Origin of the sequence: Alteromonas sp. C1M14, assembly GCF_018860965.1 — a bacterium.
Classification (GTDB): domain Bacteria; phylum Pseudomonadota; class Gammaproteobacteria; order Enterobacterales; family Alteromonadaceae; genus Alteromonas.
Window position 1 is genome coordinate 16,481 of record NZ_JAHKQF010000014.1, and the last position, 23,794, is coordinate 40,274.

General features: G+C 43.5%; 32 protein-coding genes. 3 read left to right on the plus strand and 29 right to left on the minus strand.

Annotated features, from left to right (window positions below; genetic code table 11):
• Positions 1-31: 31 nt before the first annotated feature.
• The 13 genes from KO501_RS12315 to KO501_RS12375 form a co-directional block, all read right to left on the minus strand.
• Positions 32-439 carry a hypothetical protein gene (locus KO501_RS12315; protein WP_216029977.1) on the minus strand — a complete coding sequence of 136 codons (408 nt, stop codon included), beginning with the start codon at positions 437-439 and terminating at the stop codon, positions 32-34.
• Positions 436-936 carry an HK97-gp10 family putative phage morphogenesis protein gene (locus KO501_RS12320; RefSeq protein ID WP_216029978.1) on the minus strand — a complete coding sequence of 167 codons (501 nt, stop codon included), beginning with the start codon at positions 934-936 and terminating at the stop codon, positions 436-438. The genes KO501_RS12315 and KO501_RS12320 overlap by 4 nt, the downstream gene beginning before the upstream one ends.
• Complete coding sequence (locus KO501_RS12325) at positions 933-1,538, minus strand: hypothetical protein (RefSeq protein WP_216029979.1); 606 nt, start codon at positions 1,536-1,538, stop codon at positions 933-935. The genes KO501_RS12320 and KO501_RS12325 overlap by 4 nt, the downstream gene beginning before the upstream one ends.
• On the minus strand, positions 1,525-1,956 hold the full coding sequence (locus KO501_RS12330; protein WP_216029980.1) for a hypothetical protein: 432 nt from the start codon (positions 1,954-1,956) through the stop codon (positions 1,525-1,527). Before KO501_RS12330 ends, KO501_RS12325 begins: the two co-directional genes overlap by 14 nt.
• 59 nt (positions 1,957-2,015) lie before the next feature.
• On the minus strand, positions 2,016-4,568 hold the full coding sequence (locus KO501_RS12335) for a phage protease (RefSeq protein WP_216029981.1): 2,553 nt from the start codon (positions 4,566-4,568) through the stop codon (positions 2,016-2,018).
• A gap of 69 nt (positions 4,569-4,637) precedes the next feature.
• Positions 4,638-5,687 (minus strand): hypothetical protein, encoded by a 1,050-nt coding sequence (locus KO501_RS12340; protein WP_216029982.1) that lies wholly within the window; start codon positions 5,685-5,687, stop codon positions 4,638-4,640.
• On the minus strand, positions 5,684-5,962 hold the full coding sequence (locus KO501_RS12345) for a hypothetical protein (protein ID WP_216029983.1): 279 nt from the start codon (positions 5,960-5,962) through the stop codon (positions 5,684-5,686). The genes KO501_RS12340 and KO501_RS12345 overlap by 4 nt, the downstream gene beginning before the upstream one ends.
• Entirely contained in the window at positions 5,946-7,343 is a 1,398-nt protein-coding gene (locus tag KO501_RS12350) for a portal protein (RefSeq protein WP_216029984.1), read from the minus strand. The genes KO501_RS12345 and KO501_RS12350 overlap by 17 nt, the downstream gene beginning before the upstream one ends.
• Position 7,344: 1 nt before the next feature.
• Positions 7,345-8,946, minus strand: a complete 1,602-nt coding sequence (locus KO501_RS12355) for a hypothetical protein (protein WP_216029985.1) — start codon at positions 8,944-8,946, stop codon at positions 7,345-7,347.
• Positions 8,939-9,877, minus strand: coding sequence for a hypothetical protein (locus tag KO501_RS12360; protein ID WP_216029986.1), 939 nt, complete (start codon positions 9,875-9,877; stop codon positions 8,939-8,941). The genes KO501_RS12355 and KO501_RS12360 overlap by 8 nt, the downstream gene beginning before the upstream one ends.
• 91 nt (positions 9,878-9,968) lie before the next feature.
• Positions 9,969-11,591, minus strand: coding sequence for a recombinase family protein (locus tag KO501_RS12365; protein ID WP_252728401.1), 1,623 nt, complete (start codon positions 11,589-11,591; stop codon positions 9,969-9,971).
• Positions 11,592-11,630: 39 nt separating this feature from the next.
• On the minus strand, positions 11,631-12,032 hold the full coding sequence (locus tag KO501_RS12370; RefSeq protein WP_216029988.1) for a hypothetical protein: 402 nt from the start codon (positions 12,030-12,032) through the stop codon (positions 11,631-11,633).
• 438 nt (positions 12,033-12,470) lie between these two features.
• The gene (locus tag KO501_RS12375) at positions 12,471-13,466 is read right to left on the minus strand and encodes a tyrosine-type recombinase/integrase (protein ID WP_216029989.1); all 996 of its coding nucleotides are present in this window, start codon (positions 13,464-13,466) and stop codon (positions 12,471-12,473) included.
• A 498-nt stretch (positions 13,467-13,964) separates the two neighbouring features.
• Between KO501_RS12375 and KO501_RS18560 the strand changes: the two genes are divergently transcribed.
• The 3 genes from KO501_RS18560 (at position 13,965) to KO501_RS12390 (ending at position 14,864) form a co-directional block, all read left to right on the plus strand.
• The gene (locus KO501_RS18560; protein ID WP_216029990.1) at positions 13,965-14,228 is read left to right on the plus strand and encodes a helix-turn-helix transcriptional regulator; all 264 of its coding nucleotides are present in this window, start codon (positions 13,965-13,967) and stop codon (positions 14,226-14,228) included.
• Between the two features lie 124 nt (positions 14,229-14,352).
• Positions 14,353-14,493: a hypothetical protein gene (locus tag KO501_RS12385; protein WP_216029991.1), complete on the plus strand. Its 141-nt coding sequence runs from the start codon at positions 14,353-14,355 to the stop codon at positions 14,491-14,493.
• 53 nt (positions 14,494-14,546) lie between these two features.
• On the plus strand, positions 14,547-14,864 hold the full coding sequence (locus tag KO501_RS12390; protein WP_216029992.1) for a hypothetical protein: 318 nt from the start codon (positions 14,547-14,549) through the stop codon (positions 14,862-14,864).
• A gap of 25 nt (positions 14,865-14,889) precedes the next feature.
• Here the strand turns inward: KO501_RS12390 and KO501_RS12395 are convergent, their stop codons facing one another.
• The 16 genes from KO501_RS12395 to KO501_RS12470 form a co-directional block, all read right to left on the minus strand.
• Positions 14,890-15,186, minus strand: a complete 297-nt coding sequence (locus tag KO501_RS12395; protein WP_216029993.1) for a hypothetical protein — start codon at positions 15,184-15,186, stop codon at positions 14,890-14,892.
• Between the two features lie 119 nt (positions 15,187-15,305).
• Complete coding sequence (locus tag KO501_RS12400; protein ID WP_216029994.1) at positions 15,306-15,722, minus strand: type II toxin-antitoxin system HicB family antitoxin; 417 nt, start codon at positions 15,720-15,722, stop codon at positions 15,306-15,308.
• A gap of 76 nt (positions 15,723-15,798) precedes the next feature.
• Positions 15,799-15,981, minus strand: a complete 183-nt coding sequence (locus KO501_RS12405; protein ID WP_216029995.1) for a type II toxin-antitoxin system HicA family toxin — start codon at positions 15,979-15,981, stop codon at positions 15,799-15,801.
• Between the two features lie 999 nt (positions 15,982-16,980).
• Positions 16,981-17,289: a hypothetical protein gene (locus KO501_RS12410; RefSeq protein ID WP_216029996.1), complete on the minus strand. Its 309-nt coding sequence runs from the start codon at positions 17,287-17,289 to the stop codon at positions 16,981-16,983.
• A complete protein-coding gene (locus tag KO501_RS12415) occupies positions 17,286-17,468 on the minus strand; it encodes a hypothetical protein (RefSeq protein ID WP_216029997.1) in 183 nt (60 codons plus the stop codon). The genes KO501_RS12410 and KO501_RS12415 overlap by 4 nt, the downstream gene beginning before the upstream one ends.
• Positions 17,469-17,519: 51 nt before the next feature.
• A complete protein-coding gene (gene ssb / locus KO501_RS12420; protein ID WP_216029998.1) occupies positions 17,520-17,882 on the minus strand; it encodes a single-stranded DNA-binding protein in 363 nt (120 codons plus the stop codon).
• A complete protein-coding gene (locus KO501_RS12425; RefSeq protein WP_216029999.1) occupies positions 17,872-18,045 on the minus strand; it encodes a hypothetical protein in 174 nt (57 codons plus the stop codon). The genes ssb and KO501_RS12425 overlap by 11 nt, the downstream gene beginning before the upstream one ends.
• Positions 18,042-18,290 carry a hypothetical protein gene (locus KO501_RS12430; protein WP_216030000.1) on the minus strand — a complete coding sequence of 83 codons (249 nt, stop codon included), beginning with the start codon at positions 18,288-18,290 and terminating at the stop codon, positions 18,042-18,044. Before KO501_RS12430 ends, KO501_RS12425 begins: the two co-directional genes overlap by 4 nt.
• 203 nt (positions 18,291-18,493) lie before the next feature.
• Positions 18,494-21,265, minus strand: a complete 2,772-nt coding sequence (locus tag KO501_RS12435) for a toprim domain-containing protein (protein ID WP_216030001.1) — start codon at positions 21,263-21,265, stop codon at positions 18,494-18,496.
• Between the two features lie 21 nt (positions 21,266-21,286).
• Positions 21,287-21,562 carry a hypothetical protein gene (locus tag KO501_RS12440; RefSeq protein ID WP_216030002.1) on the minus strand — a complete coding sequence of 92 codons (276 nt, stop codon included), beginning with the start codon at positions 21,560-21,562 and terminating at the stop codon, positions 21,287-21,289.
• Positions 21,563-21,682: 120 nt separating this feature from the next.
• Entirely contained in the window at positions 21,683-22,315 is a 633-nt protein-coding gene (locus KO501_RS12445) for a tyrosine-type recombinase/integrase (RefSeq protein ID WP_216030003.1), read from the minus strand.
• Complete coding sequence (locus KO501_RS12450; protein WP_216030004.1) at positions 22,302-22,484, minus strand: hypothetical protein; 183 nt, start codon at positions 22,482-22,484, stop codon at positions 22,302-22,304. Before KO501_RS12450 ends, KO501_RS12445 begins: the two co-directional genes overlap by 14 nt.
• The gene (locus tag KO501_RS12455; RefSeq protein WP_216030005.1) at positions 22,477-22,728 is read right to left on the minus strand and encodes a hypothetical protein; all 252 of its coding nucleotides are present in this window, start codon (positions 22,726-22,728) and stop codon (positions 22,477-22,479) included. The genes KO501_RS12450 and KO501_RS12455 overlap by 8 nt, the downstream gene beginning before the upstream one ends.
• On the minus strand, positions 22,715-23,194 hold the full coding sequence (locus KO501_RS12460) for a phage regulatory CII family protein (protein ID WP_216030006.1): 480 nt from the start codon (positions 23,192-23,194) through the stop codon (positions 22,715-22,717). The genes KO501_RS12455 and KO501_RS12460 overlap by 14 nt, the downstream gene beginning before the upstream one ends.
• Before the next feature lie 10 nt (positions 23,195-23,204).
• Positions 23,205-23,534 carry a hypothetical protein gene (locus KO501_RS12465; protein ID WP_216030007.1) on the minus strand — a complete coding sequence of 110 codons (330 nt, stop codon included), beginning with the start codon at positions 23,532-23,534 and terminating at the stop codon, positions 23,205-23,207.
• Complete coding sequence (locus tag KO501_RS12470) at positions 23,534-23,671, minus strand: hypothetical protein (protein ID WP_216030008.1); 138 nt, start codon at positions 23,669-23,671, stop codon at positions 23,534-23,536. The genes KO501_RS12465 and KO501_RS12470 overlap by 1 nt, the downstream gene beginning before the upstream one ends.
• Positions 23,672-23,794 lie beyond the last annotated feature (123 nt).

Consider the following 23,794-nt stretch of genomic DNA (forward strand, 5'->3'; position numbering starts at 1 on the left):
TCAATATGTGCGCGTCAGCGTTAGGGCAAAATTAAAGGTCGTTAAATTGCAGTTCAGCAACTACCCAGGCATGGTTAGGATCCATCTGGCGGGATTGGTGAGCTTCCGTAATTTCTATATTGGTTTCTTCTCCCGTTTCACCGTCTTTCTGTACCAGGGTGGTAATGTTTTCCAGCATGGTAAATTCTAATTCTTCACGGGCTTCACCGTTCACACTGTCGCTGACCCATTGTTGGGCGATTATCATAAATTTATGTTTGCGATCATCGGTGTTGTACCAATCTCCAAATCGCGGGAACCCCGCCGACACTACGGCGTAAATTGGCTTGGTTTCGCTCTCTTTGGTGTTTAGTTCTTCGTAATTGCGAGTGACATACGCATTAGGTACCAACGATTCTAAACTTAATTTTATTTTGTTTAGTTTGTCAGATGGTGTCATTTGGCTACCTGCCCAATATCAAGTTGTGTTTTCAATATGCCCACCGCGATATCGGGCAATACTTTTCTGAGCTGTTCCGCTGCAGGTTTCATGTATGGCTGGGCCGGCGTGCCATTGTAAAAAATCTTCGTTTGTATCAGGTACACCAGTTCTTCCAAACTCATGTCGCTGTCTCGTGGCGTAATATTCTTTACACTGATCCAATCCATCAATGTTTTATCAGGTACCCAGCCCCCCCGTTTTGTGCCTTCTTCGACATATCGAGCATAATGCGCCCCTGCAACAATTTGTTGGTGACTTAGTGATACTTGTTTATTTTGTATTGAGTTGGTAAGAGTAGAATCAGCTTTTGGTGCAGCTCTTTTAGCCTCTCTCGCACCTTCAATGGCGGCGCGGCGTAATATTTTGGCCGTGCTAGCATCGATTAAACCGAGACTTTTTTGCAAATAGTTCAGCAATGATCGGGTATTTAACTCAAGCACTACATCATTACTCATAAGCTTCCAGCCAATGCTTTCGCCTCACTTTCTAATACAGCATAGGCCTTTTGTGCGTTGCCAAACTGAATTTTCCCGTTTGATGTCTTCGCTGTTACTTGTGTGCCCGCTTCGCGGATGGTCAACGCTTTCATACACTCCATTTGACACAGCAGTAATAGCAGCCCCTGCTTGCGAGGTTCAACTGCGATTTCGGTACCGTCATATTCGAACGTTGAGTAATAAAAAAATGTGAACGCAGAGCCCAGCGTGTTTATCATCGCAGCAGTAGGTGCAAAGCTAAAATAAAGATTGCCGTTGTTCAGTTCAATAGTTGGCAGTCGTGATACAAAGCCGGGTTCCCATGGGGCAACAGATTGTTTAACCCCCCAGGAACTTGATTTGAATGCCCATGCATCGGCGGGCGCAGGATAAACCATTACATTAGGCTGTAATGTCAGTGTTTGTACGCCGGTGTTTGGTGCTAACTTGGCTAACGCATCTAAAGCATTATCAATAACGGTATCAGAAAATGTACTTTCATTTGTGAAATCAAGTAGTTTTGCACTTCCAGATAACGCATCGATTACTGCACTAATAAGTGTGTCTTTACTGATTGTCATCTTTTAATTTCTCGGCGCGGCTTTCAATTTCTTGTTCTACCATTGCCAATTTTACTTCATCATCAGCAACTTCAAGTTGAAGTTCATCTAAATTATCGATTGATGACAATGTTAACGCAAATTCGCTAAGCTCATTATCATATTCGCGTTTCTCAATTTCAGCATCAATGAGCTTAATTGCACTTTGTCGAGATTGATTTGATTCTTCAGCAACTTTTAACTGGCTGAGTTCGTCAATTGTTAGCACATTTAAACGGGTTTTAATTTCACTGACTTTTAAGCTGATGATGGATGAAGGGTCAAACTGATGTTTCACTGCTGATGCAATTACAGGTACTAATCTCGACTCGTTAGGATGAATCAACACACTGTTGTAAAATTTTAAATTCTCGGTGTTGTTTGTGATTAACTTTTTCATGCTATACCCCAACAAGGCAGGACCATATGGTCCTGCCTTTTTCTTTTTTAATGGTTTAATTAACGGTTCGTGGCTGAATAAACCAATACAGACGTGTAACGGTTAGCCAGAGGCTTAGGCGTATGAATTGCGTTGTATTCTTCACCGTAGGCTTCTTTTGTTCCGTTCAGTTCGCCAGTAGTAGGATCGCGCCCCTCCTGCATTTCTCCAATGGCGAATGCTTTGGCAACAACATAATTCGATGTGCCGCGTTCACCCATCAAGATACGCTCATCTCCCAGATCAATGCCCGGTGCGTTCGTACCCCATGCAGGTAACCCTTTTACTTTTTCCAGATCACCCATGCCAGTTGTATCTGCGCCATCCCGTTTCAAGCTAACAACGAACTGATCAGCATTACTGCAAGTGTCATTTAGGGTGTTACTCATCAATAAGAAGTTAGGCGTGATATATCGTTCGTCCTTCATGACAGCCTTACGACTACCAATTTTACGCAACAATCCGTTTAGGTGTTCTTCCAGCTTAGATTCAGCGGGCAGGTCAATATCAAATTTAGCAACGTTAGTTGCTGCACTGTAGCTAATTGTTGCCGTGGATGATGTAGGTGTAACAGCTTCACCGGCTTCGTTGACAAGCGTAATGTAACCCAAGTTAGCATTGGTGATGATGTAGTATGTACCGGTGGCTTGTTGCCCCGTTCCATCAAACGCTTCAATAACAGTGCCACTAATAGTGAGTACCAGCGGGTTAGATGCAGTACCAACAGGGTTGCCCTGTAAATCATAAACTTGATGCGGACGTACAATGGGGAACTGAGCTGTTTTGATTTCGCTTGTAGAACCGTCCAATTGTGACGCGATATCTTCATCTGAAATCGATGCAGCTTGATAGCTATCTGACATACGCAACATTTCGTTCGCTAGCCGACGAACAACAATTTCACGTAAAATGCGAGAACAAGTGGCCACATGTCGACCCCATGCATCCCAGTTTACACCAGATACGCGGGTAAAATGCATCATTTCATTAGATACGTTAAACGCAATTTTCATCGCATTAATGTATGCAGTATCCATTTTTTGACTCACGCCGGCTTTTGGTATCCCACCTCGCTCAAACACTAAGCCATCAGTGCGGCCTGCAAACGCCTTGCGTTCTTCGTAGGGTATCTGTGTTGTGGTTTGCGCGGTTGGATCCGTGCTAGTTGCTACTAATTGCAGGATATTCAAATCATGGAGTGCTTCACGAATAACTTCACGGCGAAAGGCGTAAGGTAGCGAGGTATCGCTGATGCTGCCTTCTTCACCCGACAACACTTTATGCTCACGCATTAATTGCTGGTTGTACTGACCATCAAATAGTGTAAGTACGTTATCAACAAATGGGTCTACAGTGTCAGACAAACGAATACTGCCATTTGCAAAGGATGATGTAAGCTTTAACTGTTTACGCACATCCTGGGCTAATTTCATTGCATTGGCATTATGACCTGATGCAAGCATAACTGAACCCATCGGGCCATGAGCGCCAGTGAATCCCATACCGGCTAATTTAGACTGAGATTCAAGTTCTTCACCCAGTGTGATTTGCTGTGTTGCCATGGCTTTAACCTGGCTTTCAGTCATATCACCGGTTACCAGTTCAGACGCTTTAAGTAACTTCGCTTTTACGTCTTCAGACAGTGATTTAGTGCCATTAATGGTTTCAGAAAACAACTTCACGTTGGCGTCCAGTTTGGCTTTTACCCCTTCCAGCACTTTAATTCGGTCGTCTTCAATTTGTTGCACTAGCGCAACAACATCTTCTTTCGATAATCCGGTAGTTGATGCATTTAATGTAATGTTAGGCACAGATTCAGGGGTGCTTTCTGCTAATGATAAAGCCGTATCTTGCAGTTGTGCCATCAGCTGCTTTTGCTGTGTTTCATCAGAAACACTTTCAAGTGCTTTGGTTGCTGTAGCTACCCACTTATTGATGGCGGTTTCGCTAAGCTTTTTATTTTCAAGCGCAGCGGTAAAAAGTTGGATTAATTTTTCCACGTTTGATTCCTCAGATAGTTCGGTTGCAAGTTGCTCGCTAATAAGCTGCATGCCGGTAAAGTCATCGCTTTCAGAAAGTTCAACTCGGTCAAGGTTTTTAATACAAGGTCGAACAACCAGGCCGGCACCCAATAAGGTTGGCCCATGCTCAGTGAATGGATGTTCATTGGTGACAAAATTCTCAATGAATTCTGCACTTAGATAGCGATACCCTTTACGTTTAATCAGATCCTGACCAAAGGGTGTCCACGCCACCTCTGCACGCAGTTTGTTCCCATCCAGGAATAAGCGTCTAATTGTGCCGGCAGCGCCATCTGATGATTTGTGCGCACGGTCCACATATATGTCCTGTCCGAACACGTTGGCATTGAAATTATCAATCATGCTTTGCAGCATAACTGGCGTAATTTCAAATTGACCATATCGGGGGTCAAAAAATTGACCTGTGCGAGTAACCGTGACAACGCTGGTCTGCCGTTCGGCATCCACCGAAACAGCAGAGGCAAGGAAACGCACCGTACGGGTATCCGTTGGTGCGGCAAGTTGAATATAACGATTGTTGTGTTGGCCCATGTCCACACTCTGCTAACAATAACTGTTGTTAGTGTGACAAGGTGTAAACAGCAGGGTTAGGGCAAAAAACTAACCAAACCGTTTTTTCAAAGCTCGGACTTTTGAATTAATCATTGTTTCTTTCAATACGCCGTTTTTCAATAAATTGCTTTTATACACGCCAAGAATACCAACGCGAACATTGCCGGGTTGGTTAGAAAGCCAGTTTATGCGGTCTTCTTTTCCGGCACGATCTTCATCGGTAACTTCATCAATAAATACGGCTTCTTCGTAGCTCAGTGTATTGGGGTGTGCCGGCCATGGGCTTTTGCCTTTCGGGTAAACGCCACGGCCAAGGCCATAGCGGTTAACCGTTGCATGCATATCGCAAATATCAACGCGGGGGTGATTAGGGCTAAGCATGAAGCGCGTTCCTACTACGTCATCATCATCAACAAGGCTGTTTTGATACGCCATGCCATAAGCACGATTAATTTCAGTGCGGAATAGTCGACGGGCTTGCCAATATGCAGCGTCAGGATCTTTTGATTGAGCTTTTAGCACTTTGCCTATTTCCCTTTCGCTGGCATTTTGAACTTTGTTTTGCATTTGAGTCGGCGGGGTTTCTCCATTTGCTAACAGTTGCGCCACCGCTTCACTAGCTGAATTACCTTGAATAACGGCGCTATTTATTGCCCGGGTGATAGCTGTTTTATTGCTGTCGTTAATTATCCATATGCGATCAGATAACTGTAATCCATCGGCTCCCGTAAACTGCTGTACGTAATGGGTAGTACGCTGACTAATATCTAACGCAGATTCAATGGTTTTTTGTGATTGAAATGCGCGGGTTCCAATTTCTGCCCCCTGTTCAATACTGCTATTTAATAGTGAGGTTTGTAATCGAGACAAACTATCTATGACAGATTCAACATCACGCCGTAACGCTTGTAAATTCTGCAAGCGAATAATACCCAGTGAGTCAGCATGAAATGCTAATACAGCAAGTATTTCAGTTAGGCTATCTTCGTAATGCTCGCTTAACGTCGAAAGACTTTCTTTGTCTAAAGTAAGGTATGCAGTAAGGGCTAATGATTGGGCGCGTCGAATCGTAGCCTTTTTTCGTGATAATTCGCTCATAACACGGCCTGAACATCAGCTTCATGGATAATGCGCACGGTGCCGGTTTCAAGTTCGTAACGAAATCCGGCATAACAGCTAATAAAAATTTTATCACCAACGCTAACCCCCATGGGTGCGCGCCGTCCGTTTTTAAGTACGCGGCCAGGGCCAACAGCCAACACTGTTGCAGTTGTCGACGGGCGTTTGTCTATTACTTCAATGAATGATTCGTTTTCTCTAGGATCATCAGAAATAATGATCCTGTCGTCCAGAGGTTTAAGTGTTTGACACATGGGTGGCCGATTCCCCTTTGGATTGATTGCCAGGTGTAATGGTAACACGTTGTTTGGTACCGTCATTAGTTACCGTACCATCGTCATCATCCTGTTCACTAGGGTATGGGTCTTTGCTATTTTTTTGTGCTTTAATTCGGTCCATTACATTTTCAGGTTCAAGCCCGGCGGTTTCCCATACGTGGGAATCAGGTACACCCATCGCTTGATATTTCAATGCAAGGTCCGCTTTTTGATTGCGTGTCTCTGTTTTTCGTTCTGAAAATTGCACTTGGAAATCATATGCATCAGGATTGATCCCGTTTAACAACAGCTGCAAACGGAACCCTTCGTAATACGCTTGCGACAAGGTATCCTGAAGGCCATCAATTTCTTCGAAGTAGTCTTTTTTAAGGTCTTCGAGTATATCCCTGTTTAATCCATCCGAATATCCGAAAAGGCCTTTTGGTGCGGGCGCGCCAGCAAAGAACGTATCCAGAAGATGAACAACATCAGCAATTGCATCTAACTGCGCATCACCGCCTAATGCCGTGACACCGCCTTTACAATTCGAATAGAAATCAGTGGTGATCTCACCTTTTACCGCTTCCTGTTCATTTTTATATGCTTGTAATTTTTTATCCTCTGCGCCTTCTAATACATGGCTAAAACGTTGTGGAGCGCGTGTTCTTCGGCGTATCACTAAATCGTCTTCGGTCATAGTGAGTTGCTTCCATGATTTGCGGGATGCATCTAAATACGGGCGGCCAGGGGCGCCGTAATCGTCAAAATTATCAGGATCAAGGCGAACCATTGATATTTGCCAAAACGCAAATTCAGCAATTATCTGGTAACCGCCAACGGGATCTAACTGTTTATATGCTGATTGCGTGCTTTTGAACTGGCCTGTTGCATCTGTGTCTGGATACATGGTTTCACCAGGCATACGCAAACCCAACGTCATTTCGCGGCGGTCGTTAACAACCCACTGTAACGCAAGCTGCCCTTCCATTACGGCCCCTCTCGCATCGGATTGCAGTTTTTGTGCGTTATCGAGGCCCATTCGTTTTTTCCATTGGGTAAACAATTTGCTGATACGCTTATTTTCTGCACCTTTCCAATGTATGCGTATACCTCCCTTGGTTGCGTCACGCGCCATGCGGCGATGAATCTTTTTTACTCGCCCGTCCTGTTTATCCATTGTACGAATGCTTAACACTGACGCTTTGTATTCTGGCGATACATACATTTCATCGTACATGCGGCGCAGGTAATTATTAGAATCAACTGTCGTTCCACGGCGGGTATCGTTAATACTTTCTTGTTCTTCTGTTGGTGTGACAACCATATCGCCCGATGAATGGCGCCCAAATCGGCCCGTAATTTTACTAAGTAAACCCATGTTAATTCCCCGCAATGTACATTTGTGTGCCCAGTAGTTCGTCTCGGCTGCGTGATGTTGTTGCAACAACGGTGGCAGGTTTAGGGTTGCCGCGAGTAGCTAAACCCCAGACGCTGGCCATCGCAGCATCAAACAAATCATCACCTATTTTTTTCAAAACCATAACGTAACTGGAATAACTTTTTGTTGTTTCTTCCGGGCGTATATTTGATAGCTGCTTTATATATGTTTGCATGTCACTAACGGCCATGCTTTCACTATCTAACCCTGTTGATGATAAATGGTCGACATAGGGAATAACAGCATGTAAATGGTGAAATATTGCTCTGAGCGCTTGCGCCATATTGTGTTTCATAGAACCTTCAAATCGTAGTGGTGCAAATGCCCATTCATTCCAGGCACTGGCGTTCGATTCGCCGTCATTAACAGCGCGAATGTTAATGTCTGTAAGACCCTCGGCAAATAAATCGTGGTTTAGCTGAGTGAGCATACCAAGGCCGTATGCATCGCCAATGGCATAATCTGGTCGAAAGTAACGCCAAAATGCAAGTAAGTCGTTTTTAACAATGGTGTCATCGGTACCAGGAGCCCATGTTTTAGCAAATATGAAAACAACGTAATTTCCTACCTGTTCCGAAACAATAAATGCATGCTTCGATGCGTTAGCAGATTCACCATGCCCTGCTGCGTCATAACCAAAACTTAGTAACCCGCGTTTTTTATAGCGGGCTCCGGGTTCTGGAATAACCATATCGGCATTAACTTTTGCACCGGTTTGTATGGCGGCACGTATGTATTTTTCCCATATGAGGTTTGTTGATGATGTGTTTATGCATAACAGCTGGCGAATATATTCTTCCGGAGACAATTGTACTTTCATATCGTCAATAAATTTGCCGTTCAGGATCCCCAGTTGGACCCCAAGGTGGCAATCTACAGTCGGTAATAAATGGTATTTTTTTGTTTCGAGCAGGCTAGAAAGTACCGATGCGCCTTTGAAAACACCGGTAATACGTATTATAGGGTCATTTTTAGCATCTGCATCGGCGCCAAGACGACGCGTTGAACCCATGGTAAGCAGGAAGCGAGAATTTAAGCGTTCTTGATCTAGGTCGTCAACTTCCTCAATACTTGCCATGGTTAAGTCACCACCGTCTATTTGACTAAAAATACCGTAACCTCGGGCAACACTGCGATTTGCAAAGCGATAATATGTATCGCTCATTTGCTTTCTACCGTTGCGATATTCGATGAAGTTGCTAAGAATGTCAGAACGTCGAATGGCATCTAAGTGATAACCAAGATTTACCAAACTCTGCGCCTCTTTAGGCGCAACAATACCTAGTTCTTGATCGGGGTTGCATGCCAGGTATTTCTGAATCCACATTTCTTTAACTGCGGTTTTACCTGTGCGTCGACAGCTGTTATCAACCGTGTTTTGGTATTTATCCATTTCCAAACACTTTAATACCTGCATAGGGTCGAGCGTAACGTCATGCACATGTTTATGCCATAAAGCATGATCATGCTGATAACGCAAAATTTCCGTCTCTGCTAAATTTTGCAGTCGGCGGCGTTCTTTCGCAGTAACACGTTCAGCCATCACCGTTCGCTTGTTTGTGTTCAATTAAAATTGGGTCGTTTTCCAGTTCTTTCTGCGAGTTTTTCAGCATTTCTTGCAGTTTATCTAAACTCTGTGCTTGGCTTTGTTGGAACTCGAGTAAACTAGATTTTTGTTTTTCATCTTGCTGCAGTCGGCCCATCTGAATTTCATTTTCTTCTTGTACTCGTTGAGTCATGCCCATGTCAGACAAAGACAAGTTGTTTTTGCTCATCAAATCGAAAATATGTTTAAGCAACGGATTCGCTTTTGCATCCATGATTTTCTTTTTTTCGCCAGTGTTAGAATCCGTGTATTCTGCCAGGTGAAACCCGCCGTCCTTATCGAATGCATAAGCTGGCGTTTCAAGCAGTACACCTTTGCTGATAACGCTAAGTAACATGTCATCCATTAACGTAGCCAAGTTAGCCTGTGTGATCGCGTGATGTTCGCGCAACACTCTAGGGTCATTACTTTCTATCGCAATCAAATGCCGCATGAACAATTCGGTTCGACGAGTGCATGCAACCTGGGTAGCACAATAATCAAAATCAATATCACAGGTTTTACAGGCCTCGTATTGACCTGGGCGGGCGGGGAAATATAACGCCTGCTTTGCTGCTGCCCCATGTTTCAGTGCATTAAATCGAGTGCGCATTGCTTCTTCTGGGGTGGGGTGACCATCTAAATTAGCAGCTGATGCGGCTTTGCCTTCCAACGTTCTTGGGCCCGTACTTTTTACATAACTAGAAAATAACCCGCGTTGCCAGGGTATTTGTTGCGCACGGTCACCACATTCTGGGCAATCAGCAAAATAACGATAGGGATGTGATAGATTGCTATCTTCAACCACGTCATCTGGTTCTGAATCCCAAACGTGGCGGCACGCATCACATCGAAATGTAATGTCGTTGCGCGGTTCCAAATATTTCAATTTGTCTTTCTTCATATTATTTATTTTGACTGCAGGCCATAAGCAGCGTTAGGGCAAAATTGTATTGGGGAACTATTTGTAAATATCATGATTATGATGCTTTTCTTAGTTTTATCGGTAACTTACGACTAAATAGCACAAATGGAACGTTGATAGTTCCCAGTAGGGACGGGGCGGGGAGCCAATTTTCACTACTGGGAACTATCCCAGAATGCGCAGAAAGTAAGGCTTCGGGACGGTATTTAACTTTAATTTCATCATCTTGCACCATGATAGAATGTAAGAAAGTTTTAAAAAACTCTCGCACTTTCCCAGGATTATTCGTTGTTTTGATTATGTCGACTAATAATTCGCTTAATTCAGTTAGGTCTTTTTCGGTTATATCGAGTGTTGGCGGTTTTTCAGTTTCAGCAACGGCCAGTTCAGTATTTAGCTTTCTAATCGCTTCATTGTTGCTGCGTAGACGTGGTGCCAAATCTTGTATATTGTAAACGCCTGTTGCATCTTCCAGCATTTCATACAATCGTGAGTTTCGACGTTCCATTTCTCGTATTTGGTGAATTAGGTCATTGCATCGATCACGCTTTTTCTGTGCCCATGAACCGCATAAATCATTCAGTTGCAGCATTAGGTATTTTAAATTTCGCTCTGTAAACACTTCTGAGCATATAACGTCCACCATCCAAGGGTCGAACACGGCTGTATTGATTCGTCGGTTCTCGCATCCTAACCCGGCTTTTTTAGTGCCACAATTGTAGTAGTAATAAACCTTAGTCGCGCCTTTGGCACGTTCAATCTTCATTGATTGGCCACATTTTCCGCATTTTAAGATGCCCGTGAAGAATCGAGTGCTCTTTGCTGACCCTTCTTCCCGTACTGCAGTATTGGTTTGTTTGTCCATCATGGCTTGCACGGCGTTAAATGTTTCGATGTTTACAATAGGTTCATGGCTATCAACAATAATCCATTCTGAACGCGGTAACGCACCATTGCGCCCCTTTTTGCCAAAGGCCACTTTGCCGACAACACGTTCGTTGCGCAGCAATTCTAAAATAGTCGTTTTATTCCATTTTTTACCGCGGTTTAAACGCCCTTCTGCATTCAGCAGTTCAGCAATCTGTTTGCCACCATAGCTAGCCAGCTTTAATTCAAAAATCCTGTTTACCGTTCCTGTTTCAAGTGGGTTCGGCACTAGCCGCGTTTTCTTTTTTTGCCCAGGTACTGATTCTTGCTGATATCCAAATGTGACGTAACCGCCGTTAAAAAAACCCTTTTGGGCATTGGCTATCATTGAACGTTTTGTGTCTTGTGATACTTGGCGAGAATAATATTCATCAAATAGTTCAAGGATCCCTTCATAGATGAACCCTGAATCGCCGTCATCGATGTTTTGTGATACGTAAGCTATCTTTGTATTGCTGTTTGCTAAACGTCGCTTGTTTAGCTTTGCTTCTAACGCATTGCGTGCAAATCGTGAAGTACTCCAACAGACAAAATAATCAACATCGAAGTTTTCACAGTATGTAATTGCTTGTTGGAATGCTGGTCGGTTATCTGATGTGCCGGAAATACCTTCATCGGTAAATACTTTCTTAATATCTGCATTTAGTGATTCAGCATGTTGCCGGCACTTCTCAATTTGGCTTTGTACCGGTAATTCCTTTTCGGCTTGTTTCACCGTTGAAACGCGAGCATAGATAATGCATGTGGTCATGTTAAGTTCCTGCAAAATTATAGCTATGCTGATTTGTGATCAGAATAAGCTCATTTGATAATTGGTTCCTGTAACTTTGGGTATTTCTATATCGGCGGGCGGGTTATTTAAGTTGTATTTTTTTGCAATGCGTTCAACGGTGGATACCGAAGATGGTATGCCGTGTTCGTTTAAAATCTTAGCTACTTCACTGCAGCTTTTGTTTTTTGCTAGCAGTGTTTTTGCAATTTGAACCCGTTGGTATTCGTAATATTTATTTATTGATGGTACGTAGATTGAATTACCTTTCCACTGGTATTCCGGGGCACTGGCGATACGCCATATTTTTATAAATACATCTGGTCCTGTGGCCCTGGCAATTTCTCGCCACAGCTTAGGTAAATTTAATTGTTCCAACTCTGCGATTTTCAGTTTCTGGCTGGCACTCATTTGTTTGTTCATAGTGATTGCCTAAATAGCGAGTTTTAAACATGTGCAGATATGCTGGTACCCACCCTAACCTGCTGATGGCTGTTCAGATCTATGCCGAGCCCCCACCCCTTACACAATCATACTAAACCTAGCTGTATATGCCTATTCTTTGGGCGCCTATATAGCTAGTGATGGATATTTTTATATTTTGTTGCGCTATTCATTAGATGTGCAGTGCTGCAGGGCTGATGTAGTGTACCTGGCTTAATGTGATGTTTCGCTTTTTGTATATAATGCGCAACTAAGAGTTCCACGTACCTGTATGCTATTGCCCGTTTAAAAGGGTAGTTTCAGGGGGCGCTACGCACCCCTTTAAACATAGATATATTAAACATAGTTGGTACACACTATTTGTTTTCCACGATTCAAGTGTGCCGTGAATAGGCATCTCTGTTAATGTTTTCTATATTATTTTAGCTGTGATATGAGCGCACCGGCCGCAGAGCTCACCTTGCCAAGTGGGTTGGCTTTATCTATTTGTTCTGTGAGTTTGCGCATGGCCATCTGAGTATATATTGCTGTTGCGTTGGGGTCTGAGTGCCCAAGTAGCATTTGCCTAGTAATTAGGTCCAGGTCATTTTCAGCGTATTCGGTACCGGTGAGATGGCGAAGGGCGTGTGGATGGCACTGGTCTGCAGGTATACCGGCTTTCTCGCCTCGCTGCTCTATCATCTTCTGTATCGAACGTATGCCCATACGCCGGTTCTCGCCGTAATAATCCCACTCGTTAACCTTGCGGTTCTGGACGCTTACAAACAGCACCTGGTCACCATTGGCGAGCGTGCGGTTGATGGAATTTAGTTCTGGGTGTCCAATATAAACCCGTAAATATATTTGTGCTTCTAGCGGGACAGGCACCATGCGTTCTTTCTTACCCTTCTCAAACACGCGGATCGCCATACGGTCAGTACCCTGGTAATCATAGATAACAATATGGCTCTGATTTAGCCCCGCTATACCGCCAACGCGGAAACCACAGCCGCCCAGTAGCGCTATGATGGCCGCATCACGCACACCTAAAAACGTATCTAGATCACATTGCTGCAGTAGTTTTTCAAAATTCTTTAATCCCATAGCAACAGGGATTTTTTTATCTGATGCGGGATAAGGCAGGCTAACAGTGGGATCATGGGCAATATAACCTTCTGAACTCAACCACTTGTAGAAACCTTTCACCGCTGCAACAGCTGTACGCCGTGAGCTGGGCTTTAATTTTTTATTATGCAAAAACAAACCCACAAACATTTCCATCTGTTTTGTAGTGATTGCTAGGCCTTTAACTCCTTCGGCATCACAGAATTGTTCCAATAACGATAGGTAATATCCGTACTTTTTTGTGGTTTCTGATGACTTACCTTCATTCATTAACTTGAAATGCAGCCATTCTTTTATCAGATTTTTCATAAAAAATTTCCTATGGGGGCATTTCCCGCTTAATTTTTGACATTTACATCCTTGTACCCTCCTAGCCCAAGTAAGTAAAGGGTTTCTGCATGTCCAACTTTGTCCAAAAACGTGAAATTCAGCTTTTTATTTTTGACAACTCAGACCAGTTATTAAAATGAAAATTGACATTCCCAACTTTCAAGGTTTTCCTTGATGTTTTTGTAACTATCTCTTTTTTATAAAAAAATAATAAAATAAATAAAGTTGAGCAAAAAACGGAAAGTTAGAAATCTGACAGGAATTCGGTAAAAATTGACAAAATAAACATGAAAATTGACAGAAATAAAAAGCGAAACAACAATAAAACCCTTACAATTCAACATTATAGATGCATTCCATTGAAGTAAAAGCATGAATTGTCTAATGTCAAAAACATATACCCCCGACCAAACCTTTGAAATATCAGGGGATATACTCCATATATGATTTAGGACCAATCACAAGCCGTACGTATAAATGTCACAAATACCAGAATCTTTCGATGGAACTTATCTTAGGCAGCTACGCCTTGAAGCCGGATTTACACAACAACAAATAGCTGACGACATAGGATTGAGTAGAGAAACCATTGTTGCCATCGAAAACAACCAACGTTCAGCCATTGACGGGTTGAAATGGAAGACAATACGGAATTGGTGTTTGATGTGTAGTAATAACGTGCGGTACGAAACACTAAATAGTGTTACTAAATATCTCGTATCACAGTTAGAAAGCAATTAGCTATACACAATCCACTTTATAACAAATTATTATTAAAAGTGGATTCTGATTAACATAAACATTATTGTGCAACTGTTAATATTACTGAATATTCATACAGTATTGATTGTAAAATGGAGTAGTTATGAATACGGAAACGCACGCCCTAATTTGTCACTTATCTGCTATTCGAGCATTAATAATTCTGATGGAAGAAACCAGCGCTGATTATACCCTCGCACTGCACATTCTTATCAACGAATGCGAAAAAATAATAACATCATAATAGACTCTTGCCCTAACACCGCCCACCGTAAAAATTTAAATTAATGAAACTGGGTGGATGCAACGCATGCCGCCAACATTATAAATAATACCGGGGCACGTATGATCCATTACATTTCTAAAAAATCAGGGCGTCACGTAGAGTTGGAACCTGTAGTTGTGCATATCCGCACACCTGGCGAACCTCTACCCAGAGACTTTACAGCATCAGCAACCATCGTGGATGGTGTTGCAAACATCAGCCTCGGCGCTAGTCACAGCACCGGGGCCAATCCGCATGAGGTGAAAACAGCAATACAGGAAGCGCTCGAAAGCATTGGTGTACGTTCATTTAAATTTAGACGCGCAAAACAAAAAAAAGCGGGAAAGTGAACCCGCTTATTAAACTCATCTTTGTTCATTTGTTTTTATATATCTTGTCGCAGTAATCAACCAGCTTACCTAACCCGGCGATTATCATAGATAAAGCCATGCCGGATACTAACCAGGTAACAGATGGTATAAATTCAATTGCACTGTGATTTATTAATTTTGCGCCTCCGGGCATAGTAGCGACTGCAATTAGAAAGCACAGTGAAAATATAACCACGCTGGCTAACAGTGCGATCATTGGGAAAATCACATAGTTGTCGTTCAACAAACTATCATTGTATTCAATTTCTTTTTGTATTTGATATTCGGGTTTATCTTCCATAAATCATTCCATTTATATTATTCGAGCCTTTTAAAATAGGTACAAATGATATAAATCGCAATAAAAAGCCCGCATTCGCGGGCCTTTTATTCTGCAAACTAGTAGCGTCCAGCCTTCGTTTACCTTCTAGCTTGCAGCTCATGTGCAGCAGCTGCAGCTAAAAATCCAGAACGAGTTTTATATTGCGGATTGGTATTGGCCAGCGCATCGATTTGATGAATCAGATACTCTGGCAGTGTTACGTTAATCTTCTTGGATTTACCCAAGAAAGGAGTTAAATCAACTTCAATAAAAGACCAGATATAATTATCAAAATCCGGATCGTTTTTGTGAGCGTCAATACTCCCTGGCTCTGGTATCGCGTCGCCTTCCTCTCCACAAAGCTCAAGAAATCCTTCTAGAGCTTCTTTGGCGTTACTAATCGCCTCATCTAATGTTTCGCCGGCGGAATAGCAGCCTGCTATATCAGGGAACACCACTCCGTAAGCGGTATCGCCGTCTGGCTTTTCCACTGCAATCGGATATTTAGTGAGCATATTTTGTACCGTAAATTCCCAGTTATTATTGTTATTATTGCTTGTTAAGTTCCGTGTTTAGAAAAATGAACCCAGATTATTTAATCTGGGCATCTTTCAATATTCGGTTTGCCGTACCAATAGGTAAGTCCTTTTTAGGGTGCGGAACCGTGACTTTGGTTTTTATTACTGGATGTTTAAAGTAATGATGAGAACCTCTTACTTTTACTTCGTACCACCCGTTAGCTTTCAGTACATCAATCAAATATCTTGAATTCATTAAAATTTTTGGCCGTTAGTTTGTTAGCGCATAAGAAAGTACTATCTCCTGTTACTACCAATATCGGTTAATGAACAAACTTTTTTTATTCTTTAATGATTACTCAAATCTTCACAGATTGTCTGTTAATAGTAACCCCAATAACCCTAAGTGTCAAACGCTCAATAACTCCGATAACCCTAAACTATATCGTTTAGGTTTTCTCTAAGTCGAAGCGCAAATTTAAATTTTCTGTTTTTATATCGCGTAAACCAATAAATTCATTATTTATCAACTCCAAGCCTGGTGTTGGCCTGCTTCTAAATTCAAAGATTTCTTTGCCTAGATAGTAGAAGGCACATTGCAACGGCAACCGTGTATTCGCGCTCTTTAGTTTAAGTAGTGTATTGAAATGCATCATTGTAGTTAGTTTGTAAATTGTAGTGCTATTTTAAACTGTAGAATTTACAGCGAAAGCTGTCTTGAAGTGCAGTTTTCACTGTTATTAATGTGAAAAGCCCGCATCACGCGGGCTTTGTTTTATCGGTCTGCTCTGAGTAGCCGGTCTATTTTCTCATTGGCGGGCTTAAGCAGTTGTACCATCTGAAACGCTTCCAGGTGTGCTATCGGGCCGCAGGATTTCCTGTGCAGTCAGGATTCCCAAATGAAATAATTTTTCGCAGCGGACGTCGTGCTAAATCATTTGTTGTTTAAAGTTTTTCATTCTTCGTCATCCTCTTGTCCATTTTTTGCGGCTCCGGCAAACGCCAGGGCAACAAAAAAACCAAAAACAACGAATACTAAAATAACTGCAATGAATTCAAACATTGTTATTCCTCTAAATAATCTTGTAGCTGCAGCCTGGTCGCTTTTATTCGTGCTTTTTTCAGGCCGTTTCGCATGATTTGTGAAATGGTGACTTGTGAGCACCCGCAAACTTCGGCTATCTCTCGTGTGTTCAAACATTGGCCCGGCTTTGCCAAGCGGCAAAGCACGTCTAGGGCCACATCGATGTCTGAACTACGCCGCCTTTGTTTCTGTTTGTTTGTCTCGGCCGGCATCTTCAATCCCATCCCAGCGTGTCGCTACAATTTCATATTTGCATTCATCGATATCATCTAAATAGGTAACCCGGGCATCTATGGCATATACACCTTGAACGGGCTGCACATGATCAGGCAGTCGGTCTAGCCAGTTTTCGGGGTCCCAATTCAATATGTCTTGTTCTACAACGTCATGATCGTCACCCATAATTGAAATGATGCATACGCCATGTATGCCGATGCATAATTCAATGCTGACTTCTTGATATGTTTTTTCAGTGCTCATGAGCGCAATTCCTCCAAACTGATCCCACACTCCTTTGCCAGCCGGAAATCTTCGATTTCATGGCGGGTTCGCAGCGCTTTTTCACGTTCAGCTTTATCGCGCTTGGTTAACGGCTTTCTGCTTTTTCGATTTGGGTTGCGCAATGAACCCTCTAGGTAAAACGGATTAAAATCGGTCATTGTTAGTTCCTTAGTTTTGCTAATTAAGCCCGCCTGGTCCGCGGGCGTTGGTTACACGCTCTGTGGGTTTTTGCCACCGAGCAGTTGAATATCTCCGTCCTGGTCGACGATAACTTCGGTCACGTAGTGATCCTGTCCGTTTTCGTCAGTCCATTTACGGGTTTTGTTTTTACCGCGCACATAGAGCTGATCACCTTTTGCACGGAACTGGGCCACTATCTCTGCCCGTTTGGCCCAGATGACCACTTTGTGCCATTCGGTTTCCTCCCTCTTTACACCGTTGCTGTCTTTGTACACTTCTGCTGTGGCCAGAGAGACAGAGCACACAGCAACATTTTTTCTGGTATAACGTAGCTCGGGGTCTGAACCGAGGTTGCCAACCAGCGTGACGGAATTAACGCCTTTAGTTGCCACGGTGAACCTCCTTCCAAATTTTGCTGCATTCGTTGCGACGGCTGCGGCGTTCAATCACTAACAACACAAACAACACCACTATCAACGCAGCAATAAGAGGCGCATTTTCAAAATCCAGCGTAGTAAAAATAATTAGTCCCACTAACCCTATAACCGCATTCATGCTGTGATTCCTCCGTTGTGTTTCATCAACCGGCTATTGCCACGGCGGTGTGGTAACCTGTGTTCGCTGTGCAGCACTTCACCAGGTTGCATTTCCCTCCAACCCTGCACTGATGTTGGTTTGTCTCCTGACCAGTCAAAATCAATGGCCGGCCCTTCATAAAACGATTCGTTATTCAAAATAACGCTGACGTTTTTATTCGCCTCAACTGGCATTTTTCCGAAATTTGGCAAAAATGTGAGCATGGTTATTCCTTGTTAGTCCTGTTTCAGATATGAGACGCAGATACCCCCTTTGCGCCCAGTTATTTTTACTACTGCATGTCGACTGCTGGGGATATCCCATGCCGGTGATGTGGTACGTACAATTGAGAATTTGTAATTCCCCTTTATTGGGAAATATTTGAACTGTGTACCCACGGGATACACTTTGTTGAAATAGTCCGCTTTCATACTAATTCGCCTCTATCTGCTCGTGTGTTTTCAGGTATTGTTACTGTGATCCCGAACTGCTCTAATTTCTTGATGCTTAGCCGCTGCATATTCGCTACACGCTGGCCCTGAATTGACCTGACTTTACCGTCAGATTCAATACAACCGGCCTGTTCTAATTGCTGTTTTAAAACGCGGGGGGTTTTTACGGGCATGTTGTTGTACTTTTCGCGTAATGCCACGGATGTTGATAAATGCGACATCATTTGCGGTACTCTGATACACAGGTAATCTGCGCCCTCGCTTGTAAAATCATTCTGTTTTTCGAATGAGTACGGGTATGGATATCTGCCAGCCGCTATTTCATCCATCACAATTTCAACAATCCATATCCACGGGTCACGATCATTGTTGGTATCTGCTATATGCGCGTTCATTTCGGCAATCAGGTCGCGTTCGAATTCTTCTGTTACGTCATCGATACCAGCAAAACTGCAGGCTAAACGCCAAGCGGTCATAAGTGCGGCATAGTTCTCCCTCATACGTTCTGCGCCGCGGTCGTTATCGCGTGAGCGGCAATAGACATTGCATTTGCCTAGGCATACAGAAAAACAACGCTGAACTGTTGATTTATCGAGTTCTGCTAGCCACTGCATCCATTCGTACATCGGGAATTTTGGCAAGTTCTCGGGCATTAGCGGCCCTTTACGATTACTTAAATCCGTTCGCACTGTTTTACCGGTTAACGATTCAACGGGCACATCTTCCCCGGCCAGTAGAACCGGCGCTGAAATTAGAAATGGAGTTTGGGCACTGCCCCGTGTTGTTTCTGTGTGATTGTACGATTCCTGCAGTAATGAGACGGCGCGATGTATAATTTCGGCCTTACGTGCTGACAATTCTTCCCAGCATATGGGATGACTTGTACCAGATACGCTAGTCATCAATCGATATTCAGTACCCATCGATTGACCAGATAACATTTTTAGACCTGTGCTACGGGCAATGCGTTTTAGCAGCGTGGTTTTACCTGATGCCTTGCCGGCTTGAATAATCAGGTGCGGCCAAAACCCTAAAAACAGTTTCAGTTGTGCACCAATAACCCATATCAGCGCCCGGGATGCCGCGTTATCTCTAAACGTCGTTTGATACGCTTCAATAACCTGCGCTGCATGTCCGCGCATGCCCCGTGGAAATGCAAAATCAGAATAGGGACATTGTTGTTTCGGCTCTGTGAAGAAGCAGTCTTTGCCTTCGTTTACAACAGGCTTACCGTTGAGATAGCACAACCCAACAAAATTTGCCGCGTTAACAGATCCAATACCGATTGTACGTTCAAAAATATTCAGCATTCGCGAAAACATTTTTGCGTTGAAAATAGGACCTAATTTGCGCCAGGTGTCGAGATTGTGCAGCTGCTCATCTTCCATGACTTTACGCTGTAAATTTGATTTGTGGCGGGGACTTTGGATCAGCGCGACAAACTGCACTCGTGGTGCGTTATCTTCTTCGCCACTCATTGTTGCCGCTGCGCTGGCTATTTCAACGCGGCTCACGCCGGCCACCCTAAAACCAGCCACATCATCAAAACTTTCTTTTGTATCGCCGTCATCATTTGTCGAGATTTTGATGAATGAAATGAAATCGGGCTTTACCCTAAAGCGCCAGTATTGCTGCTGATCGTGATGCGGCAAATAAATACGGGGTTTTGCTCGTTGCTGCTGTTCATCATCGTTATCTTTACCAGCAAGCCCAGGGATTAACCACGGCTCTTTGCGAGTAAACTTATGTCGGCTTTTATGTTCTTTCCATATGTCGTTAGCATCCTGCCCATAATCCCATTCACTACGATCAACAAAAAAGCAGGCAACGCCAGCGGCTAAACAACCTTCGTGAATTCGCCATTCAGCCTCTGCAGAGTAACAGCGGTATGGTCCATTCGGATTTCTCTTATCAGGCTTTGGCTCGTCTTTGTCGTAGCAACTCATGATGGTCTTGCCACGGAACAACTGCCAGTTCACCTGCACCTGTGTACCTCGAAGCGCAATAGCGCATACAGTAGGATTCCCCCAGAATGCGGACTCAATGCTGAGCGCATCTAATGGGCCTTCAACAACATAAACGGTCTGTGCATCCCGCAACGCCCGCGGGTCTAGCATCCAGAACACACCATTTTTTTGACCCATGGATTTAGTTTTCATGCCGCCGTTCAGCTCTGCATCGTAATAGCGGTAATCCACTGCAGCTAACATTTTTGTATGAGGATGAAATGTATTAAAGCTGACAGCCTCGCCGCCGTGGTGAGGTTCACCGGCTGACACTTTTGGATTTATGTAATTCGTCCAGCCCAGGGTTTTGTTTTCAATACCGGCTTTAATAACGTGGTCTGGTATGCCTCGCTCGCTGTTTAAATATTTAAATGCATTGTCGGCGTACTCAGCGTTTTTATTCGCGATGTACAACAGCTTTTCTGTATCGCCATTCCCCTGAACGTCATCATCTTCACGCATTGGTAAATAGTGCAGATAATATAAATCGTGCAATTTTTCGTTTGCAGTGGGGTAATCTAAATCGAACGCCCACATCACTAAATCAATTATGTGTCCACCTCCAACGCCCCTTGCGTCACGCCAGTATTGATGTTCGACACTGATTGATAATTCTGGCCTATCTGCATCACGTCGGCGCCACAACTCAACATCACCATTTTTACTGCAACGAACTAAACCGATTCGTTCAGCTAAATTCGACAACGTAATGCGTTGGCGCAACTGATCTAATGTCAGCATGTTTACCTCTGAATTCGTTAATTATTGTTTTGGCGGGTTAGAGTTAGTAACAGCAATATCAACAAGCAATTCCAGCACTAAATGTGATATCAGATACTCTGCGAGTCGTTCTAACGTGGGCATTAGCGTTATGACTAAATCGCTAAATTGCTGTGTACCCAGCCCAAAATGCTTTAATTCGTGCTGACGCAATATCAACTCTCTCGCTATTTGCGTTTTGAGTTCGTCACGCAACATGTCGATGGTGTATTCCAGCGTAGCCAGCTGTTCTGTGTTCAATGTTGTAAATTCATCCATTGCATAGATCCTTAACGCGCTTTGCGTCCTCTTTTTCTCGCCGCGCTTTATCAGCTAATAGCCGTTCACGTTGTTCTTTTATGGCCTGGCGAATTGGCGCTAATTTTTTATGATTGAACATTACAAAGCTGCCTCTTGCATCGTACGTTTCATGTCGTCCCGCGATGGCTGAGTATACATTTGCGTAGTTGTGATATGACGATGCCCTAGCACCTCTTGGACTTCCCGCAACGCCGCGCCATTTGTCGCGTTTTGCAACCGACGCACTGCCCAGGTATGACGTAACCAATGCGGGGTAGCTTTCACAATGCCGGCCTGATTACACCAGTGCGTCATACGCTGTTGATAGGCACGTTTGCTCATGCGCTGACGCTGGTTACTCAAAATCAATGCGTTATCGTCAACGGCTTTGCCCGCAAAATCTGCTTTCATTTTTCGATTGATGCGCAGTAATGCTTCTAGGGCTTTTCGCGCACCATCGACCAAGTAAATTTTTTGCGACTTATTCAACCCGCGAGCATTACCTACTTTGCCGCCTTTCTGCATATGACTTTCAATATCTAGGTAGCCACTTTCCAGCGCGTCCATTGCGTGTTCGATATTCATCAAATGCACTGTTTCTACGCGTCGCGCTGTGTAGCGCATAAACAACATCCAATTCAGATCACGCTGAGATTCAACGCTTCTAAACTTACGTAGTGTCGAAAACAGAATGCGTTCTTCTTCTTTTGTGAAACTTTTAACTTCTGCCATGTTTACGCTCCCTGCGTTGTTGTCGTTTTAGTAATGCCTCTGCCAACTCGTCACCAAAAAACAACCCAATTACCCCAGCCTTTAAATTAATATGCTGTCCATCTGCTTTGTTCGTACTAACGCGATTTATACCAGTGCGCTGGATTGCCGCGGGAATAGTGCTATTCATCTTCTGGCACCTCCAATCCAACCATTGATGCCTGAATGCGTATTAAATGCGTTAGGCTGCGGCGTTGCTTATCGTTAATGTCTTTAAACTGCAGCGCTAACAAACAGTTCGCAAGCGTCGATAAAATATTGCGTTCGGCTTTCAATTTTTGAATGATCACCTGTGCCTGCGCCGATGACATATGACTGATTTCTGTCATGGATGCGTTCACATCCACTTTTTCTTCGATGCTAGCGTTTTGCATAATGCTTTTGCGCCTCTAGTTCTAGTGCATGTTGAACGTTAAACCACTGAATCATCTTCTGATTACCCGCTTTGGTAATATTGTTCAGCTCTAGTGGGGTGATCATGTCATCTTCGATAGCATCAAAGATGCTCTGACATGTATTTCCGACTGCCGCTTGCCACTTGCAAAATTTATCTAACAGCCGACTGTCTTCACCGACATTTAGATATTGCCCAGGGACAACAATAAACCCGCATGCTGCCGCCATCTGATACAACAGGCTGTATGTTCCGGCTATATTCATCATGTCTAACGCGTCGATTAGACCCAGCTTGTGCCCAATCAAATTCGGATTTAGTTCGTTTCGAACCGAGTTCGGGGATTTCCCCAGCTTTTTTGCGAATTCATCCGCCGCTTGCGGTTTGCTTTTCAGCAAAAGATGCGCTGCATGTAAAACAGCGTTATAATTACGTTGACTTTGCATTTGATTATTCCTATGAGATTGCATTGTTAGTTCCTGCCGCTGGCACCTGGTCCGTGTCAGCGGTTTTCACTTTCGCTATTCCTAATACGTTCAGCACGTCTACAACTTCCGGCTTTATCGCATGATAAATGTTTAAAAAATCCTCCTTTGTAATCAGAACACATGCCACAGCTAGCGAGTCCACATGCAAATACATCAAATAGTTTGCTTGCTCATCCAACTCGTAACTCTCCAGTCGTATTGATTTGCACAACACCGGAACGTTTTTTATTAATACGCTATACAGTTCGTCACGAATTTTTGTCACGGTGCTACCGTCACTCAGTGAAATTCTCAGCATCACGCCCCCTGCACCGCTTTAAGATTGACGCGCTGTTCAATCTTTTCTAGACCTTCTGCTACACACATATCCATCACTTGTGAAATCGTGCGGTTATCTCTTATGGCAATATCCGCGACTCTCCTGTGTACTTCCACAGGAACCCTGCATGTAACAGGGACTTTCGGGGTTTTTGCTTGATTCTTTTTCAATGTAATTTCTCCGCGTTTCGCGTATCATCAATACGATGTATACGTTAGATACATCTTAATCTCAATATT